Annotated in this window: 17 protein-coding genes; 8 read left to right on the plus strand and 9 right to left on the minus strand. The window is 72.3% G+C overall.

The window, feature by feature from the left end; all coding sequences use genetic code 11:
- Window positions 1–101 precede the first annotated feature (101 nt).
- Together DEJ48_RS18405 and DEJ48_RS18410 are read right to left on the minus strand one after the other, a co-directional pair.
- The gene (locus DEJ48_RS18405; protein WP_150217244.1) at window positions 102–1,457 is read right to left on the minus strand and encodes an aspartate aminotransferase family protein; all 1,356 of its coding nucleotides are present in this window, start codon (window positions 1,455–1,457) and stop codon (window positions 102–104) included.
- Between the two features lie 446 nt (window positions 1,458–1,903).
- Window positions 1,904–2,422: a hypothetical protein gene (locus DEJ48_RS18410; protein ID WP_150217245.1), complete on the minus strand. Its 519-nt coding sequence runs from the start codon at window positions 2,420–2,422 to the stop codon at window positions 1,904–1,906.
- A 73-nt stretch (window positions 2,423–2,495) separates the two neighbouring features.
- Here DEJ48_RS18410 and DEJ48_RS18415 point away from each other — a divergent pair, with 73 nt between their 5' ends.
- Window positions 2,496–3,275 (plus strand): response regulator transcription factor, encoded by a 780-nt coding sequence (locus DEJ48_RS18415; RefSeq protein WP_150217246.1) that lies wholly within the window; start codon window positions 2,496–2,498, stop codon window positions 3,273–3,275.
- Window positions 3,275–4,648 (plus strand): sensor histidine kinase, encoded by a 1,374-nt coding sequence (locus DEJ48_RS18420; RefSeq protein ID WP_150217247.1) that lies wholly within the window; start codon window positions 3,275–3,277, stop codon window positions 4,646–4,648. Before DEJ48_RS18415 ends, DEJ48_RS18420 begins: the two co-directional genes overlap by 1 nt.
- Here DEJ48_RS18420 and DEJ48_RS18425 read toward each other — a convergent pair.
- Together DEJ48_RS18425 and DEJ48_RS18430 are read right to left on the minus strand one after the other, a co-directional pair.
- The gene (locus DEJ48_RS18425) at window positions 4,587–5,393 is read right to left on the minus strand and encodes a VTC domain-containing protein (RefSeq protein ID WP_150217248.1); all 807 of its coding nucleotides are present in this window, start codon (window positions 5,391–5,393) and stop codon (window positions 4,587–4,589) included. The genes DEJ48_RS18420 and DEJ48_RS18425 overlap by 62 nt on opposite strands.
- On the minus strand, window positions 5,390–6,037 hold the full coding sequence (locus tag DEJ48_RS18430; protein ID WP_150170232.1) for a DUF4956 domain-containing protein: 648 nt from the start codon (window positions 6,035–6,037) through the stop codon (window positions 5,390–5,392). The genes DEJ48_RS18425 and DEJ48_RS18430 overlap by 4 nt, the downstream gene beginning before the upstream one ends.
- A 186-nt stretch (window positions 6,038–6,223) precedes the next feature.
- On the opposite strand from DEJ48_RS18430, the gene DEJ48_RS18435 reads away from it, so the two are divergent.
- Both DEJ48_RS18435 and DEJ48_RS18440 read left to right on the plus strand, forming a co-directional pair.
- Entirely contained in the window at window positions 6,224–6,829 is a 606-nt protein-coding gene (locus DEJ48_RS18435) for a type 1 glutamine amidotransferase family protein (RefSeq protein ID WP_150217249.1), read from the plus strand.
- A 14-nt stretch (window positions 6,830–6,843) separates the two neighbouring features.
- The gene (locus DEJ48_RS18440) at window positions 6,844–7,323 is read left to right on the plus strand and encodes a MarR family winged helix-turn-helix transcriptional regulator (RefSeq protein ID WP_150217250.1); all 480 of its coding nucleotides are present in this window, start codon (window positions 6,844–6,846) and stop codon (window positions 7,321–7,323) included.
- 127 nt (window positions 7,324–7,450) lie between these two features.
- Here DEJ48_RS18440 and DEJ48_RS18445 read toward each other — a convergent pair whose 3' ends face one another.
- Window positions 7,451–8,212 (minus strand): helix-turn-helix transcriptional regulator, encoded by a 762-nt coding sequence (locus tag DEJ48_RS18445; RefSeq protein WP_150217251.1) that lies wholly within the window; start codon window positions 8,210–8,212, stop codon window positions 7,451–7,453.
- 181 nt (window positions 8,213–8,393) lie between these two features.
- Here DEJ48_RS18445 and DEJ48_RS18450 point away from each other — a divergent pair, with 181 nt between their 5' ends.
- From DEJ48_RS18450 to DEJ48_RS18460, 3 genes are all read left to right on the plus strand, one after another.
- Window positions 8,394–8,915, plus strand: coding sequence for a hypothetical protein (locus DEJ48_RS18450; protein ID WP_150217252.1), 522 nt, complete (start codon window positions 8,394–8,396; stop codon window positions 8,913–8,915).
- Window positions 8,916–9,217: 302 nt separating this feature from the next.
- A complete protein-coding gene (locus DEJ48_RS18455) occupies window positions 9,218–11,089 on the plus strand; it encodes a serine/threonine-protein kinase (protein ID WP_150217253.1) in 1,872 nt (623 codons plus the stop codon).
- Between the two features lie 75 nt (window positions 11,090–11,164).
- Window positions 11,165–12,766 (plus strand): substrate-binding domain-containing protein, encoded by a 1,602-nt coding sequence (locus tag DEJ48_RS18460; RefSeq protein WP_150217254.1) that lies wholly within the window; start codon window positions 11,165–11,167, stop codon window positions 12,764–12,766.
- On the opposite strand, the gene DEJ48_RS18465 is transcribed toward DEJ48_RS18460, so the two are convergent.
- On the minus strand, window positions 12,763–14,046 hold the full coding sequence (locus tag DEJ48_RS18465; RefSeq protein WP_150217255.1) for an adenylosuccinate synthase: 1,284 nt from the start codon (window positions 14,044–14,046) through the stop codon (window positions 12,763–12,765). The two genes, DEJ48_RS18460 and DEJ48_RS18465, sit on opposite strands and share 4 nt — an antisense overlap.
- 176 nt (window positions 14,047–14,222) lie before the next feature.
- Between DEJ48_RS18465 and DEJ48_RS18470 the strand changes: the two genes are divergently transcribed.
- The gene (locus tag DEJ48_RS18470) at window positions 14,223–15,128 is read left to right on the plus strand and encodes a diacylglycerol kinase family protein (protein WP_150217256.1); all 906 of its coding nucleotides are present in this window, start codon (window positions 14,223–14,225) and stop codon (window positions 15,126–15,128) included.
- 89 nt (window positions 15,129–15,217) lie between these two features.
- On the opposite strand, the gene DEJ48_RS18475 is transcribed toward DEJ48_RS18470, so the two are convergent.
- Genes DEJ48_RS18475 through DEJ48_RS18485 form a run of 3 tightly spaced genes read right to left on the minus strand, consistent with a single transcriptional unit; the run spans window position 15,218 to window position 18,469 of the window.
- Entirely contained in the window at window positions 15,218–16,444 is a 1,227-nt protein-coding gene (locus DEJ48_RS18475) for a cytochrome P450 (protein ID WP_150217257.1), read from the minus strand.
- A 19-nt stretch (window positions 16,445–16,463) separates the two neighbouring features.
- Entirely contained in the window at window positions 16,464–17,132 is a 669-nt protein-coding gene (locus tag DEJ48_RS18480) for a response regulator (RefSeq protein ID WP_150217258.1), read from the minus strand.
- On the minus strand, window positions 17,129–18,469 hold the full coding sequence (locus DEJ48_RS18485) for a sensor histidine kinase (RefSeq protein ID WP_190537471.1): 1,341 nt from the start codon (window positions 18,467–18,469) through the stop codon (window positions 17,129–17,131). The genes DEJ48_RS18480 and DEJ48_RS18485 overlap by 4 nt, the downstream gene beginning before the upstream one ends.
- Window positions 18,470–18,524 lie beyond the last annotated feature (55 nt).

Genomic DNA, 18,524 nt, shown 5'->3' on the forward strand with positions numbered 1-18,524 from the left:
GGTCGCTTCGCTTACGAGCACGTCAGACTACGCGGTCGGGGTTCCGGGGGCGGGGGCCCGAGAGGTGGCCCCCGCGCCCCCGTCACCGCAGGTGAACGCCCCTACACGGTGTGTTCGTCCGCCACGGACAGGGCCACGTCCAGGGCCGCGAGGCCCTCCTTCGCCTCCGTCTCCGTGATGTTGCACGCGGGGACCACGTGGGTGCGGTTCATGTTGATGAACGGCCACAGGCCCTGCTTCTTCGCGGCGGCGCCGAACGCGGCCATCGGGGCGTTCGCCTCGCCGGTGGCGTTGTAGGGCACGAGCGGCTCGCGCGTCTCGCGGTCCTTCACGAGCTCCAGCGCCCAGAACATGCCGACGCCGCGCACCTCGCCGACCGACGGGTGGCGCTCGGCGAGCGCGCGCAGGCCCGGCTCGATGACCCTCGCGCCGAGGTCCGCCGCGTGGTCGACGATGCCCTCCTCCGCCATGACGTTGATCGTGGCGACGGCGGCGGCGCAGGCCAGGGGGTGGCCCGAGTACGTGAGGCCGCCCGGGTAGGGGCGCCTGGCGAAGGTCTCCGCGATCTCGCCGGAGATGGCGACGCCGCCGAGCGGCACGTATCCGGAGTTCACGCCCTTCGCGAAGGTCAGCAGGTCCGGCGTGACGTCGAACAGGTCCGCGGCGAACCACTCGCCGGTGCGGCCGAAGCCGGCCATGACCTCGTCGAGGATGAAGACGATGCCGTACTTGTCGCAGAGCGCGCGCACGCCCGCGAGGTAGCCGGGCGGCGGGATCATGATCCCGGCGGTGCCGGGCACGGTCTCCAGAATGATCGCGGCGATGGTCTGCGGACCCTCGAAGACGATCGTGTCCTCCAGGTGCTGGAGGGCGCGCTCGCACTCCTGCGCTTCCGTCTCCGCGTAGAAGCGGGAGCGGTACAGGAACGGCGCCCAGAAGCGGACGACGCCCGCCGTGCCGGTGTCGGACGCCCAGCGGCGCGGGTCGCCGGTGAGGTTGATGGCCTGGTGGGTGCCGCCGTGGTAGCCGCGGTAGGCGGCGAGCACCTTGGGGCGGCCCGTGTGCAGACGGGCCATCCGGGTGGCGTGCTCGACCGCGTCGGCGCCGGCGTTCGTGAAGAAGATCTTGTCCAGGTCGCCGGGGGTCCGCTCGGCGATGAGGCGTGCGGCCTCGGAGCGGGCTTCCACGGCGAAGGCGGGGGCGAACGTCGTCATCGTCGCCGCCTGCTCCTGGATGGCGGCGACGACCTTCGGGTGCTGGTACCCGATGTTGGTGTAGACGAGGCCGCTGGTGAAGTCGAGGTAGCGGTTTCCGTCGTAGTCCCAGAAGTAGGCGCCCTCGGCGCCGGCGATGGCCGGCGGGTCGATGAGCTCCTGTGCGGACCAGGAGTGGAAGACGTGTGCGCGGTCCGCGGCCTTCACGGCGGCGCCGACCTGGGGATTCGGCTGAGGGGTCATGGGGCCGAGGGTAGATGTCCACGGAGTGGACGGGACATGGGCGTCTTGTCGTACGTGGCGTTGTGAACGCGACAGAGTGTCGGGGAGTCGTCTCGGTCGCCCCCCGGGGGGGCGGGTTGTCCGGCGGCCGGCCGGTGGGGGTTGCTCGCGCAGTTCCCCGCGCCCCTGAAGTCACCCGGGGCGGCGGTGATGCTTCGGCTGCCCGCCGGTGGGGGCTTGGCGCGCAGTTCCCCGCGCCCCTGGGGAAGACTCCTGGGCGCCCCCGTATGCGTCCCCTCATAGGGTGCCGGATGGGAGGACTACCCAGAGGCACGGGGAACTGCGCGAGCAACCCCCACCGGCCCGCACGGGGCGTCCCCTCATAGGCGCCGGATGGGGGGGACTACCCAGGGGCGCGGGGAACTGCGCGAGCAACCCCCGCCGGGCCGCACCGTGAAGCGATGGGCTCAGTCGTCGTCCGTGTCGGGTACGACCTGCGCCCTCGGCGTGCCCCCCACGCAGCGGATCTCGTAGGGGAGGTCCGGCTGTTCGTCGTCGTCGCCCGGCTCCGCCTCCAGGCGGGCCACCGCCGCAGGACCCCGCTCCACGTCGTCGTCGATGTGGAACCCGTCCGCCGGGCTCCAGGAGACGAGCCGCACCGTGCCGTCGGCCCGGCACTCCACCGTCGCCGACCCTCCGGTGAACCGGACCGTGGAGCGCTCGGCCGAGGGCGGCGAGGAGGCAGGCGGCGTGAGGGACCGGGAGGGGGGCGGGGACGGCGGCGTGGGCGTCGACCGTGACGTGGGAGGTGGGTCGGATGCCGCCAAGGCTCTCCGTACCGCCGCCTCGTCCAGCGGACGACTGTGCGCCGCACCCCCCGCCCCGTCGGAGTCCGCACTCGCCAACTGCCAGGCGCCCAGCGCCCCCGCCGCCGTCCCCACGGCCACCCACGCCGCCGTCACGACCGCGTTCCGCCACTTCCTCATTCCGCCACTGTGCCGCATCGTTTCCTAACGCCCGGTTAAGAGCTCGATTAAGGGTTCGGACTACGGTGGTTGTATGGCGCATCTTCTCGTCGTCGAGGACGACCCCCAGCTCCGCGGCGCGCTCGTACGGGCCCTGCGCGACAAGGGGCACGCCGTGGCCACCGCGCCGAGCGGCATGGCGGGGCTGGACGCGGCCGTGACCAGCGGGCCCGACCTGGTCGTGCTCGATCTGGGGCTGCCCGACGTCGACGGGGCGCAGGTGCTGCGCATGCTGCGGGCCGTCAGCGACGTCCCCGTCATCGTGGCGACGGCGCGGGACGACGAGCCCGGGATGGTCACCGTCCTGGAGGCCGGCGCGGACGACTACATCGTCAAGCCGTTCGGCGCCGCCCAACTCGACGCCAGGATCAAGGCCGTGCTGCGGCGGCTCGGCGTGACGGAGACCGAGGAGCCGTTGCGCGTGGGCGGCCTCTCCATCGACCCCGCCTCCCGCGAAGTCACCCTCGACGAGGCCGCGCTCGACCTGACGCCCCGCGAGTTCGACCTCCTCGCCTACCTGGCCCGCCGCCCCGGCCAGGTCGTCTCGCGCCGCGAACTCCTCGCCGAGGTCTGGCAACAGCCCTTGGGCGGCGCCGACAAGACCGTCGACGTCCACCTGTCCTGGCTCCGCCGAAAGCTCGGCGAGACGGCCCAGCGCCCCCGCTACCTGCACACCGTCCGCACGGTCGGCGTCAAACTCGCGGCCCCCGACGGGCAGGGCCACAGCGAAGAGGAACCCAGCGAGCAGGGAGCCGACCAGCGGGCCCACGGCGAACACGGCCCCAACGAGAACGAGCAGGGCGGCCCCGCCTGATGCGCCGCAGCCTTCTCCTCCTGACCGCCGCCACGACCGCCCTCGTCCTCACCGCGCTCCTCGTCCCCCTCACGCTCCTCACCCGGAGCCACGCGGCCGACCGCGCCACGGCCGAGGCGACCGCCCGCGCCCAGTGGGTCGCCCACGCCCTCGGCCCGGCCCTGGCGACCACCGACGAACGGGAGACGGCCGAGCAGACGGTCGAGAGCGTCAACGGCAAGGACCTGCCCAGCACTTCGCTCATCCTCGCCGACGGCAAGGTCATCGGCCCCCGGCTGGGACACGGGTCCGCCGTCACGGACCCGGTACGGCTCGCCCGCACCGGCCGCGCCTTCACCTACGAGACCAGCTCCGGCGGCCGCCTCGTCCTGGTCCCCGTACAGGGCGCCAAGGACGGCACGGCCGTCGTGCAGGTGACGCTCAGCGAACGGCAGTTGTACGCGGGCACGCTGGCGTCCTGGCTCGTGCTGGTCGGCATCGGCGTCGGCCTCGTGCTCGTGGGCCTGCTCCTCGCCGACCGGCTCGGCGCGCGTCTGGTCGGGGCGACGCGCCGGCTCGCCCGCACCGCGGACCGGCTGGCCGCCGGTGACCTGACCGCCCGCGCCGAGCCCGAGGGCCCGCCCGAACTGCGCCTGATCGCGGGCGAGCTGAACCGTCTCGCCTCCCGCATCGACGAGCTCCTCACCGCCGAGCGCGAGAACGCCGCCGACCTCGCGCACCGGCTCCGCACCCCCGTGGCCGCCCTGCGCCTGGACGCGGAGACCCTCCGCGACCCGGACGAGGCGCACCGCATCGCGGCGGACGTCCTGGCCCTGGAGCGCAGCGTCAACGACGTGATCCGCAAGGCGCGGCGCCCCCTGCGCGAGGCGCCGCGCGCGGATCTGGCGGCGGTGGCACGGGAACGTACGGCCTTCTGGGCTCCGTTGGCGGAGGACCAGAACCGGACCGTGCACACCACGACGCCGGACGACGGCGAGGTCCCCGTCCCCGTCCCCGCGGACGAACTCACCGCCGCTCTCGACGCCCTGATCGGCAACGTCCTGGACCACACCCCGCACGGCACGGCGTTCTCCCTCACCGTCCGCCGCACGTCCGAAGGGCGCGCGGCGGAGCTGACCGTCGCCGACGAGGGGCCCGGCTTCCCCGACCCGGGGGCCGCCCCCGACCGCGGCAGGAGCGGTGCGGGCTCCACGGGCCTCGGGCTGGACATCGCTCGCCGCACGGCGGAGGAGGCGGGCGGCACCTTCGAGACCGCGACGGCCACACCCCGGGAGGGCGGCGCCCGCGTCACGCTCACCTTCCCCCTCCCCCTCACACCCCCGCGCGCGCACCCCGCGGGAACGCCGTCCGCACCGCCCGCGCCCACTTGTTGATGCCGAGCTCGGGCCGCACCGCCGCGTACCCCCCGCAGTACTTGGTGAAGTCCGCCGCCCGCACCCCGTACCGGTGCAGCACGCGGTCGGCGTCCGTCAGGTGGCCCTTCGTCTTGGTCTCCACGAGCACGAGCCCGCTGTCGGCGGCGGCGCTGCGTCCCGTCGCCGTGTCCCGCACGACGAGTCCGGCGTCGCAGGTGATGCGCTGTCCGTCGGCGACGAAGGTGGCCCGCTGGTAGTCGGTGACGAGCGAGGGGGTGAGGCCGTCCGGTGCCTCGATGCCGTACGACCCGCGCAGCACGCCGTCGAGGAAGCCGAGCCGCACGGCGTCGAGAGCGTGGTCGTCGCCCTCCAGCCGCTGCCGGTGCTTGACGGTCTCGCCGCGCCCGCTCTTCAGCTTGATCTCGAACTGCCGCTCGCCGCTGTCGCGGTAGACGCGCTCCCGTATGCGGTAGCGGAGCCGTCGGCCCTGGCGGTGGTCGTGGAAGGTGCCGAGGTCGGGAGTGTCGTAGTACGTCGAGTGGTACCGGAACCAGCGCTTGCCGCCGATGCTGAGCGCACGGAACGGGCCGCCGGACCGGCGTGGATCGGTGAGCAGGGCGGCGAGATCCTCGAAGATCTCGACCGGTACGAGATAGCTGTTGTCGAAGCGGGCGAGCAGCTCCGCCCTGGCGTTGACCTCGTCCAGCGCGATGGGGTGCGCGGCGGTGGCGGCGCGGCCGATGGCGCGTACGGCGGGGTTCACACGGTCTCCTTCGGGTGGCTGGGGGCGATCGTGCGGGACCGGGTCGTGCGTCGTCGTACCGTCAACTCCCGGGAGGTCACGGAAGGTTCCGGCTGACGGAAACGTACTTCCAGGACCATGAGGTCACGTACGTAGTCGACTTCCTGGACGGTCCATCCGAGCGGCTCCCCGAGCCGCCGCGCGAGCTCGGCCCGCAGGGACTCCTCCTCGCGGTGGACGGAGTCGAGGGTGACGACGGTCCGCCGGTCCCGCGCGAAGAGGCGGGGGTGGTCGGCGCCGTACATCACGACGAGCAGGACACCCGCGAGGAGCGCCGCCACGGGCAGGCCGAGCGCGGGCAGCCCGCAGAGCAGGCCGAGCACGAGGGTGATGAAGTAGTACGCGACTTCCTGGTGCTGCAGCGCGTCGGAGCGCAGCCGCACGATCGAGAGCACGCCGAAGAGCCCGAACCCGAGCGCGAGCCCGCCGTCGCCGCCGACCGTCCCGAGCCCGGCGACGATCGCGAACAGCGCGACGTTCAGGGCGAGATACGCGGGGACGAGCTCGCGCCTGCGGTGCCGCGGATAGAACACGCCGAAGGTCAGCAGGGCGACGGCGGCCAGGTCGAGCCCCAGGTGGGCGCAGAGGGTCAGTGTGCTGTCCATGACGAAGACGCTAGGGAGCGGCGGGTTAAGGCCGCCCCCGGCAAGCGTTAACGAACGAGCCCCGCCCAAGGCCATTGACAGCAAGCTGTCATTACGACAGCATGCTTACAGAAGCACGCGACGGACACAGAAGCGCACAGCAGACGCAGCAGGCACAGCACGTAACTCGCCGCCCTGGAGGCTCGTATGTCCCTCACGTCCCGCAAGCCCGTGCACCTGGCCCTCTACGACACGTTCGCCGACTGGGAGACGGGCCACGCCACGGCCTGGCTCGCCCGCTTCGGCTACGAGATCCGCACGGTCGCCCCGTCGGCCGAACCCGTCGTCTCCATCGGCGGCCTGCGCGTACAGCCCGACCTCTCCCTCGCCGAACTGCGCCCCGAGGACAGCTCCCTGCTGATCCTGCCGGGCGCGGACCTGTGGGACACGAGCGACGACCTCGCCCCGTTCGCCCACACGGCCCGCGCGTTCCTGGACGCGGGCGTCCCCGTGGGCGCGATCTGCGGAGCCACGGCCGGCCTCGCCCGCGAGGGCCTCCTGGACGACCGCACCCACACGAGCGGTGCGTCGATGTACCTGGCCGCCACCGGCTACAAGGGCGGCGAGAGATACGCCGAGAAGGACGCGGTGACCGACGGCGACCTGATCACGGCGGGCCCGACGGAGCCGGTCGCGTTCGCCCGCGAGATCTTCGCCCGCCTCGGCGACGTACTCGACGCCGAGAAGCTCGACGCGTGGTACCGCCTCTTCCACGACTCGGACCCGGCGGCCTACGAAACGCTGAACTCGTGAACGAGGACGCACGGATGCCTGCCCCTCACACCCCCCAGGACCTGCTCACCCGCACCGCCCTGACGGTCTTCCGCCTCAACGGCCAGTTCCTCACCGTGTCCGAGGAACTGGCGAAGCCCGCAGGGCTCACCGCGGCCTGGTGGCAGGTGCTCGGCGCGGTGCTGCGCGACCCGCTGCCGGTCGCGGGCATCGCCCGCACCATGGGCATCACGCGCCAGAGCGTGCAGCGCGTCGCGGACCTCCTGGTCCGCGAGGGCCTCGCCGAATACGCCCCGAACCCGGCCCACCGCCGCGCCAAACTCCTCCGCCCGACGGCCGAGGGCCGGGCAGCCGTGGCCCACATCGACCCGGGCCACGCACGACTGGCAGCCCGCCTGGCGGACGCGCTCGGCGAGACGGAGTTCGCGGAGACGGCACGGGTGCTGGAACGGCTGGCCACGGTCCTGGACGACGTCGTCGACGCGGACGCGCGTACCGGCACCTCCGAGGCCTGACTGACCATGTGCGGACGGTTGCCTGCGGGCTGCGGCCAGATCCCGGCCATGATCCAGTCCCGCAGCCTCCGCCAGGAGGTCACCCCGCCGCAGCCGACTTGGTTGGTCGGCACGCCCACCCGCTCCGCTACTCCGGGGCCCGGTCGTACTGGGCAAGCGCCGCCTTCGATGTCGCGGAGTCCATGAGGCGCAGTTCCCACGGCCCCGTGTTCACGTCGAACTCCTTGCCGAACCCGACCCACTTGCCGACCATGCGGCGTCCGGTGGGCTCGGCGAGCAGCTGGAGTGCACCGAAGTAGCGCGCGCCACGGTAGTAACCGTCGGACGCCGTCTGCTCGGCCCACGTGCCCGTCACGGTCGCGCCCTCGACCTGGAGGTCCAGCGTCAAAGGACTGGCCGGGTTCAGGGACCCGTTCGGCAGACTCCGCCCCGTCAGACGGTTGCCGTGCTGGAGCAGCACGACGTGGTGTTTCCCGATGAACACCGCGTCATCGCGGCCGCTCGACACGTACTCGTACGTCGACAGCCACACTCCCGTGAAGTTGCCCCGGGGCGCGGCCGACGGTGCCGGTGCGGATTGTCCGGCCGTCACCGAGAACGTCGCGTCGTCCAGGTCGTGGCCGCCGCGGCCGTCCTCCGTCACGGCCACGGACGGCACACCGAAGCCGAGCGCCTCGATGGGCACTCCGGTGACCCGTTCCAGGGCGCGCGCGTACAGCTGGCGGGGAGCCGCGGTGTCACCGGATTCCCAGCGCTGCACGAGTCGCTTGGACGCCTCGTTGGGCTGACCGAGTTGCTGTCCTGCGTCACGGACGGCGCGGGCGAACTCGTCTTGGGACATGAGCAGGCCCTTTCGGACCGCTTGCAGGGTTCCGTTCGGTGTCGCCATGTGGCGAGCGTACGCGCGAACGCCGCGTAATGACACCGAAATGACGCCCCACATAACGCCGATATGACGTCGCAACCGGCGTCGCGGGGCCTGCCGGGGCGGGGCCAACGTGGCCCGTGACGAAAAGCCCTGGCGGCAGCGCGGACGGTTCCAGGGCACGATCGATCCACAAGGAGACGCCATGGCCGGATTCACGGGCCGAGCCCTGAGCGTTGCAGCCGTAGATTCCCCGGGGCTGGTGAGCGCCGCGTTCGACTGGCTGGCACGCGCACAGGACGAGCCACGCAAGGCCCGGCTGGAGTGGGCCGAGCAAGGGATCGCTCTGCTGCCGCTCGGTACGCGGTTCAACTCGGTGTGTCTGCCCGCCTCCCTCGTGTACGAGGCGGTCGGCACGGGTGACCTGAACACCGTGGCGGCCACGCTGGCCGAACTGCTCGGTGGGCCGGTCATCCACAACCGCGTTCAGCACCGGTACCACGCCCTCGTCGAGTGCTCACCCACTCAGCGGTGGATGCGGGAGTACAGCGAGGCTCCGATGCTGGGCATCGGCCACCATCTCTCCGTTCCTGCGTCCGACCTCCGAGGGCCGACCGGCCTGTACTGGGCGGTGCGCCCCCGCATCGTCGGCGGCCTGTGCCCCGTCCGGTCCGTCGCGACTCTGGTGCACATCGCCCGCAGCGAGTCACGCCGGGGGCCGCAGTGAGCCCGGTCGCGACGCCTGCCGAGGAGCGGCAGGCCCAGCACGTGTACGCCTCCCTGTTGGCGCACTACGAAGACTGCGGGTCCTGTCGAGTGGAGAACTACTGCGAGGCGGGCGGGCGGTTGCGGCGCGCGCACCGGGCGACGCGGGTCGCTCTCGGCCGGGCCGAACGCACGGAGGCGGCCTCTTCGCCGGGGGAAGGTTCGTGAAAGGGCGTCCACCAGCGCCCTATTGCCTGTCCGCCGTGTCAACGGTCAGTAGACTCCTCACCCTGTTGCACACCAGTGGGGGAGGTCGGTGCGGCGATGGAGAAGCTCGTGCCTGGGGATCCGCAGCGGATCGGCGCGTATCGGCTGTTGGCGCGGCTCGGGGCCGGTGGGATGGGGCAGGTGTATCTCGCGCGGTCCGAGCGCGGGCGCACCGTCGCCGTGAAACTGGTCCGGGAAGAGCTTGCCGAGCAGGACGAGTTCCGGAACCGGTTCCGGCAGGAAGTGCAGGCCGCGCGGCAGGTGGGGGGTGCGTGGACCGCGCCCGTTCTGGATGCCGACACCGAGGCCGCCATCCCTTGGCTCGCCACCGGGTACGTGGCGGGGCCCTCGCTCCAGGCCGTCGTCTCGCACGATCACGGGCCGCTGCCCGAGCGGTCCGTCAACATCCTCGGTGCCGGGCTCGCCCACGCCCTCAAGGACATTCATGCCGCCGGCATGGTCCACCGCGACCTCAAGCCGTCCAACGTCCTCGTCACCATCGACGGGCCGCGCGTCATCGACTTCGGTATCGCGCGGGCCCTGGAGACGGTGACCGACGGGGGGCTGACCCGTACCGGCGCGCTCGTCGGGTCGCCCGGGTTCATGGCTCCCGAGCAGGTGCGGGGGGATCGGATCACTCCCGCCTGTGACGTCTTCTGTCTCGGGTCCGTGCTCGCCTACGCCGCGTCCGGCGCCCTGCCCTTCGGGACCGCCAACAGTGGCGTGCACGCGCTGATGTTCCGCATCGCGCAGGAGGAGCCCGACCTGGAGGAGCTTCCCGAGGGGCTCACGGAGTTGATCGCCGCCTGCCTTCGCAAGGAGCCGGGGGACCGGCCCTCCCTCGATGAAGTCCTTGAGCGTACGGGGGCCGCCGATGCGTTGGGGGACGGGCACACCCTAGATCCCTGGCTGCCGGGGGCTCTCGTCGCCCAACTGGGTCGTCATGCCGTCCAGTTGCTGGATGCCGAGGATCCGGAGGAGGCCGCCGCGCAGGAGGCCGGCGAGGGTGCGGAAGTCGGGGCCGGTGCGGGCAGCGGTGCGGCGCGGGACGCCACGCCTCCTCCGCCCGGCAAGCCCGGGACCGCTCCCCTCGACCATCTGCCCACCATGGTTTCCGGCGGCAGCGGCAGTGGCAGCGGTGGCGGTGGCCAGGCTCCGCCCGCGCCCGCGCCCACTCCCACGCCCGCTCCCCCGCCCGGCGCCCCCGTCTACGGCTACCCGCACCAGCCACCCCATCAGCCCGCCGGCTACGGCTACCCGCAGTACCCACACCAGCACCCCCAGGCCGCCCCGCCCGGGTTCGGGCCCACTCCCCCGTACGGGCCCGTCCCGCCGCCCGAGCCCGCGCGGCGCAGCGGGCGGTCCACCGCCGCGCTCGTCGTCGTCGCCCTGATAGTGGCCCTCGGAGCGGGCGGCACCGTCTACGCCGTCATGAACGGCGACAGCGCCGACGACAAGCAGCGCGACGACTCCGCCAACGGGACCGGCGCCAGCAGCGCGCCAAAGACTCCGGGGTCCGCCACGCCCTCCCCCGAGTCCAGCGGCCCCGAACCGTCTCCGTCCGATTCCGACGACGGCACCGTCCCGGACAAGTACCTCGGCACCTGGTCCGGCGGCCTCGACACCGCCAACGGTCACAGCACCCGTGAACTCACCCTCCAGCAGGGCGGGGTCGGTGACACCGTGCTGTCCGTGACGGCCGACGGGCCCGCCGACGGCGGCGGCACCTATCACTGCGTCTTCCAGGGCAAGCTCGTCTCCGCGTCCGGCGAGCGGCTGCGCATCGGGCCCACCGAGGTCACCGTCGGCGAGCCCATGACGTCCTGCACGCCCGGCGACCCGAGCGTCATCACCGTCCTCGGCAACGGCAAGCTGCGGCGTGCCAACACGGACGGCAGCGGCGAGTTGACGTACGAAAAGGGGAACTGAACCCTCCGCCAACAGCTGCCGACGGGTCCGCGAAGCGGGCACCCGCCCGCACCGCGCCGCCTACCCTCACCGCCCATGGACTGGTTGAGCGCCGAGAACACCATCGCCGTGCTCACGGCCGCCCTCGGACTCGCCGCCACCGTGGGGGCCCTCTGGTACGAGCGGCGGGTGCCGCGGCGCAAACGGATCGGGTACCGCGTCCAGTTGGACACCGCCATAGGCGACAACGTGCGGACGGGCGGCGCCAACGCCCGGCTCGGTCTGTTCGACGAGACCCCCGAGATGTCCGACGCCACGCTCGTCCTGCTGCGCGTCGAGAACGACGGCTCGCAGGCCGTGACCGACGCCGACTACAGCGGGCGCGCGCTCCACGGACTCACCGCGGTCTTCACGGGACGCACCGTCCGCGGCCTCGCCGTCACCGCGCCGTCCGGCGACGACCACCTGATGGAGCACTTCACGGCGGCGGCCGGGCTGCGGTACGAGGGCAGCACCCTGCACGTCCCGCGCGTCCCGCTCAACAGGGGGCAGCACTACAAGCTGCTCGTGCTGCTCACCGGCGGGCCCGTGGGCGGCGAGGTCACCCTGTCCGGCGGCATCCAGGCCGGTGACGTACAGCCCAACCGGTCCACCACCCTCGACGACAAGCCGCCGCTGCTGTCGCGGCCCGCGCAGCTCCTGACCGTCCTGCTCACGCTGTCCGTCGTCACCCTCGCCTCGATCATCGTGCTCCGCGAGGACGACCCGCCGCCGCCGATCGAGTGCGCGGCCGGTGAGCTGACGGTCCTCGGTTCGACGGCGTTCGCGCCGGTCGTCGAGGAGCTCGCCGAGAAGTACGAGGAGGACTGCCCCGGTTCCGACATCACGGTCGGCGCCCACGGCAGCGCGGCGGGCGTGCGGGAACTCGACGAGGCGGGGCGGAAGTTCGCGAAAGAGAGGCGCGGCAAGGGGGCGCCGCCCCTGCTCGCCTTCTCCGACGGGCCCAAGTCCGACGGCTTTCCCCGGCTCGCCGAGACCCGCGTGGCCGTCTCCGTCTTCGCGCTCGTCCTCAACGACCGCGTACCGGTGCGCGATCTGACCCTGCCGCAGGTGCGGCGGATCTATCGCGGCGACGTACGCAACTGGAAGGAGCTCGGCGGGCCCGATCTGCCCGTCGTCCTCGTCAGCCGCGGCTCCAGCTCCGGGACCCGCGACACGCTCCAGCGCCGCGTGCTCGGCGGCTCCTTCGAGATCAAGGCGTCGTCCAACGACTGCCTCGGCAAGGACGACCGGTCCGTGCCCGTCACCCGCTGCGAACTCGACTCCACCGACCAGGTCCTCGACGCCGTCGGCCGCATCCCCGGCGCCATCGGCTACAGCGAGCTCCGCGCCGCGTCCGGCCTCAAGGGCCTGCACCGGCTCGACCTGGAGGGCCACGCGCCCTCGGCCGAACACCTGGAGAAGAGCGGCTACCCCTACCGCGAGATCGAGTACGCCTACACGTACGGCCTGCCGCCCGCCGACTCCCTCGCCGCGGGCTTCCTCGCCTACGCGCGCGGCACCGGCCTCGACGTCATCCGCACCCACGGGCACCTGCCGTGCGCGACGCCGGAGGGGCTGCGCGTATGCGGAGAGGGGCGCCCCGGCGGCGGTGCCGGGACGCCCCTCTCAGGGAGCTCGCAGAGCGGTGAGCCCTAGACGAACGAGTTGATCTCGATCGTCTCCGTGCGGCCCGGGCCCACGCCGATCGCGGAGATCGGCGCGCCGGACATCTCCTCCAGCGCCTTCACGTAGCCCTGCGCGTTCTTCGGCAGGTCGGAGAAGGTCTGCGCCTTGGTGATGTCCTCGGACCAGCCCGGCAGCATCTCGTAGATCGGCTTCGCGTGGTGGAAGTCGGTCTGGTTGTACGGGAGCTCCTCGACGCGCTTGCCGTCGATCTCGTACGCCACGCAGACCGGGATCTGCTCCCAGCCGGTGAGGACGTCGAGCTTCGTGAGGAAGAAGTCCGTCAGGCCGTTGACGCGCGTCGCGTAGCGGGCGATCGGGGCGTCGAACCAGCCGCAGCGGCGGTCACGGCCGGTGGTGACACCGCGCTCGCCGCCGATGGTGCGCAGCGCCTCGCCGTCCGCGTCGAACAGCTCCGTCGGGAACGGGCCCGCGCCGACGCGGGTCGTGTACGCCTTCAGGATGCCGATGACCCGGGTGATCTTCGTCGGGCCCACGCCCGTGCCCGTGCAGGCGCCGCCCGCGGTCGGGTTCGAGGAGGTGACGAAGGGGTACGTGCCGTGGTCCACGTCCAGGAGCGTGCCCTGGCCGCCCTCGAACAGGACGACCTTGTCGTCGTCGAGCGCGTTGTTCAGGATCAGCGTCGTGTCGGCGACGTACTGCTTGATGTTCTCGCCGTGCTCCAGGAGCTGCTCGACGATCTGCTCCGACTCGATCGCGCGGCGGTTGAAGACCTTGGTCAGGAGCTGGTTCTTCTGCTCCAGGGCCGCTTCGACCTTCTGCGTCAGGATCGACTCGTCGTAGAGGTCCTGGACGCGGATGCCGGTGCGGTTGATCTTGTCGGCGTACGTCGGGCCGATGCCGCGCCCGGTCGTGCCGATCTTCCGCTTGCCGAGGAAGCGCTCACCGACCTTGTCGACCGTGACGTTGTACGGCGTGATGATGTGCGCGTTGCCGCTGATCAGCAGCTTCGACGTGTCGACGCCGCGCTCGTTCAGACCGCTCAGCTCGGAGAGCAGGACCGACGGGTCGACGACGACTCCGTTGCCGATGACGGGCACGCAGTCCGGGGAGAGAATCCCGGAAGGGAGGAGATGCAGCGCGTACTTCTGGTCGCCCACGACGACCGTGTGGCCGGCGTTGTTGCCGCCCTGGTAGCGCACTACATAGTCCACGGAGCCACCGAGCAGGTCAGTGGCCTTTCCCTTGCCTTCGTCACCCCACTGAGCACCGAGCAGCACAAGTGCGGGCACAGGCGTACACCCCTTCCGGGCGGGGCATGTCCAAGGTCTGGGGCCGTAGCCGCCGTATGGGTGTGCCTTGGATGCTGCCCCGGAATAGACGAAGCCCCTGGCGCAATAGCGCAAGGGGCTCTTGCACAAAGATGCTACCCGAGGTCTCAAAGAACGGCTAAAAGAAAGGGCGCACGTTGTCGGCTCGCGACCAGCTCCTAGTCGTCATCGACCCGGTCGCCCGGCGCACGGACGGTGAGTCGGTACGGATCGCGAAGGATGTGCTCGGCGCCGGCGCCGCGGTCCGGGTCTGTCTGCCCGACGGCCCCGAAGACTTCACGAAAGCGCTGGCCAGACGGGGTGCGCGGCGGCTCGTGGTGATCGGGGACGACCGTGCGTTGCTGCGTGCGGTGGCGGCCCTCCACCGGGAGCGGGACCTCGCCGGGTGCGCGCTTTCCGTCGTCCCCGTGGGGGCCGCGCAGACGCTCGCCCTCACGCGCGGGCTCGGGGTGCCCGCGGGGGCGGTGGCCGCGGCGCGGGCGGTCCTGGAGGGCTCCGAACGGAGGCTCGACCTGTTGGTGGACGACAGCGACGGGGTCGTGCTCGGCGATCTCCGGATTCCGCCGGTGGGGGCGGACGGGTCCCGCCCGACGGTGGCCGGGGACGGCGTCTCCTCGCCCGTGGGCGCGGGGGGTTCCTCGCGGGTGATCGCCGGGAGGGCGGGTGTCGCGACGGAGGGACACGCGTGGCTGCGCTCGTGCCAGTCGTTCGTCCGCACGCTCGCGGCACGTCCCGCGCGCCCGCCCAGACCCGCGCCACCGGCTCGGCTCCGGATCGAGGCGGACGGGGTCACGCTGGTGGGCCTCGACCAGCCGGTCGAGGGCGTCCGCGTGACCGCCGGGGGCGGCGGCCTGGCCCGCGTGGAGGTCCGCCCGGCCCCGTCGGCCGGGGCGGACGCGTCGCCGGTACGGGTCCGGGCGCGGACGGTGACGGTGTCCGGAGCGGACTTCCGGTACCGGGCGGACTCGGTGGTGGCGGGCCCGGTGCGCACGCGGACGTGGACGGTGCGGGCTCGGGCCTGGGGGCTCACGTTGCCGCGGTGAGGGGCTGGCGGGGTGCCTCGGGTCCGTGTGTGGGTGCGGGGCCGGTGGGGGCGTCCCTACTCCTGCTGGACGGGGCGGGGCACGGACGACTACAGCGTCACCAGGAGTTCGTCGAAGCCCCGGATCACGAAGTTCGGGGCGCGGGGCGGGGGCGCCGCCAGGCGCAGGGCGGGGGCCCGGCGGAGCAGCGCGTGCAGGGACGCCGTCAGCTCGATGCGGGCCAGGGGCGCGCCGATGCAGTAGTGGATGCCCGCGCTGAAGGAGATGTGCGGGTTGTCGCGGCGGGAGAGGTCGAGCTCGGCAGGGTCGGCGAAGACCGCGGGGTCGTGGTTGGCGGAGCCGAAGAGGAGGGCGAGCTCGGCGCCGCGCGGGATCGTCACGCCGTCGATCTCGATGTCGTCGAGGACCCAGCGCTCGAAGAGCTGGAGCGGGGTGTCGTACCGCATGAGTTCCTCGACCGCCGTGGGGACGAGTCCTGCCGGGTCGGCGCGGAGCGCGGCCAGCTGGGCGGGGTCGCGGAACAGCGCGTGCCAGCCGTTGACCGTGGCGTTCACCGTCGCCTCGTGGCCCGCGTTGAGCAGGAGCACGCAGGTCGAGATCATTTCCTGCTCGGTGAGCGACTCGCCGTCCTCGTACGCCGCGATCAGGCCCGAGATCAGGTCCTCGGCCGGCTTCTCGCGGCGCGCGGAGATCAACTCGCGCAGGTACGCCGTGAATTCGAGGGAGGCGCGGACCGCGTGCGCCGCCGTCTCCTTCGACGGGTTCAGCTCGTACATGCCGCAGATCGCCGCCGACCAGGGGCGCAGCAGCCCCCGGTCGCTCTCCGGGATGCCCAGCATCTGGGCGATGACCGCCACCGGCAGCGGCTCGGCGACGCGGGCCTTGAGGTCGCCGCCGCCGTCCGCCACCAGATCGCGCACGAGGTCGTCCGCCAACCGCTCGACGTACGGACGGAGTCGCGCGACCGTGCGGGGCGTGAACGCCTTGGAGACGAGGCGGCGGATGCGGGTGTGCGTGGGCGCCTCCAGGTCGAGCATGCCGTTGTCGTTGAGGGTGTGGAACGGCTCGTGCTCGGGCGGCGGGGGCGTGCGGCCGAACTCCTCGTGCGTGAAGCGGTGCAGGTAGGTGCGGCCGAGGCGCCGGTCGCGCAGCAGGGCCGAGACGTCCGCGTGGTGCGGGATCAGCCACTGGCCGGTGGGCGGGCAGTAGTGGGCGCGGCCCGCCTCGCGCAGGCGTGCGTACGCCGGGTAGGGGTCGGCCACGAACTCCGGTGACGACGGGGCGAAGGCCTCGACCGCTTCGTACGCTGCGTCCATGGCGCGACGCTAGCCCCGCTCAGCCCGGCGTGACCAGCCTCGCCTCGTACGCGAACACCGCCGCCTGTGTGCGGTCCCGCAGCCCCAGCTTCACCAGGACCCGGCTGACGTGCGTCTTGATGGTCGACTCGGCGACGACGAGCCGGGAGGCGATCTCCGCGTTCGACAGGCCCTGCGCGATGAGGACGAGGACCTCCGTCTCGCGCTCGGTGAGCTCCCCGTACTGCTGCGCCTGGACCGTCGCCGAGAGCCGCGGCGTCTCCGCGAGCTTGGAGAACTCCGTGATCAGGCGGCGCGTCACGGTCGGCGCGAGCAGCGCCTCGCCGGACGCCACCACCCGCACTCCGTCCGCGAGTTGGCGCGCCGACGCGTCCTTGAGGAGGAACCCGGACGCGCCCGCTCGGAGCGCCTGGTAGACGTACTCGTCGAGGTCGAACGTGGTCAGGACGAGCACCTTCGAGTGGCCCTCGGACGCGATGATCTCGCGGGTCGCCTCGATGCCGTTCAGCTCGGGCATGCGGATGTCCATCAGGACGACGTCGGGGGCGAGTTCGCGGACGCGGTCCACCGCCTCGCGGCCGTTGACGGCCTCGCCGATGACCTCGATGTCGGGCATGGCGTTCAGGAGGACGGAGAAGCCCTCGCGCACCATCATCTGGTCGTCGGCGATCAGCACCTTGATCGTCATGCGTCCTCTCCCGCCGGGTCCATGCGGTCCGCGAGCGGCACCGGCAGGAAGACCGTGACCTCGTAGCCGCCGTCCGCGGCCGGTTCCGCCGTCATCTCGCCGTTCAGCATCGTCACGCGCTCCCGCATGCCGGTGATGCCGTGGCCCGCGCCCGGGGACGGCTTGACCAGGCCGGTCGCGGGACCGTTCACGATGCGCAGGCCCAGGCCGCCGAGTACGTAGCCGACCTCGACGCGCGCGGCGGCGCCCGGCGCGTGGCGCAGGCTGTTGCTGAGCGCCTCCTGCACGATGCGGTACGCGGAGAGCTCCACGCCCTGCGGCAGCTCGCGGACCGCCCCGGTGATCACCTTGTCGACGGTGAGGCCGGCGTCGCGGACGTTGTCCAGGAGCCGGTCGAGGTCGGCGAGCGTGGGCTGCGGGGCGTCCGGCGCCTCGTAGTCCTCGGCCCGTACGACACCGAGGACGCGGCGCAGTTCGGTGAGCGCGGACACCGCGTTCTCGCGGATCGTGACGAATGCCTGCTCCAGCTCGGGCGGCGGGTTCTCCACGCGGTAGGGCGCGGCCTCGGCCTGGATGGCGACCACCGACATGTGGTGGGCGACCACGTCGTGCAGCTCGCGGGCGATGTTGGTGCGCTCTTCCAGGAGGGTGCGCTTGTCGCGTTCGATGGCGGTGACGGTGCGCTGCACGGTGACCTCGCGCTGCGCCTCGCGGCGCACGTGCACCACGGTGGTGACCAGCAGCGCGAGCGCCGAGAAGAACAGCATCATGGGGGCGTCGGACGCGCCGGGCGACCCGAGCCAGACCTCCGTGACCAGGCCGTACGCGGCGGTTCCGAGCCACATCCACAGGGCGGTGCGCGGGCCGGTCCTGGCCGCGACGACGACCATCACGACGATGTGCGCGAAGAACGCGGCGGGCGTCCACGGCCAGCCGTCGTAGGTGTTGCCGAGCACCGCGGTGAACGGCGTCGTGACGAGTGAGACCCAGAACGCGCCGACCGGCCTGACCAGGGTCATCAGGATGGCGGCCGACGGGATGAAGCCGGTGAGGAGGTGCGCGACCTCGTCGGTGCCGAGGCCCACGTTGTAGGCGAGCACCAGGGTGAACAGGGCCGCGGCGGCCACCAGGGCGTGCGGGGTCCACACGGCGTAGGGGCGTATCCGCTGCGGGAGGAGGCGGGCCAGGCGGCCCTCCGTCGTTCTGGGCGGCAGCAGCCGGTAGGCGAAGGCGTCGTGGAACAGCGCCTCGCGCAGGCCGCCGAAGGCCTCCCGCACGAGGTGGTACTCGGGGCTCTTCCGGCCTCTGGCCTTGAGCTGCTCAGTCGTATCGGTCACGTCTACGAAGGTACGGGCAGGCGGCGAACGGGTCGTCCACAGCAAGACGGGTTCC

It is taken from the genome of Streptomyces venezuelae, assembly GCF_008642315.1.
GTDB classification, from domain to species: domain Bacteria; phylum Actinomycetota; class Actinomycetes; order Streptomycetales; family Streptomycetaceae; genus Streptomyces; species Streptomyces venezuelae_D.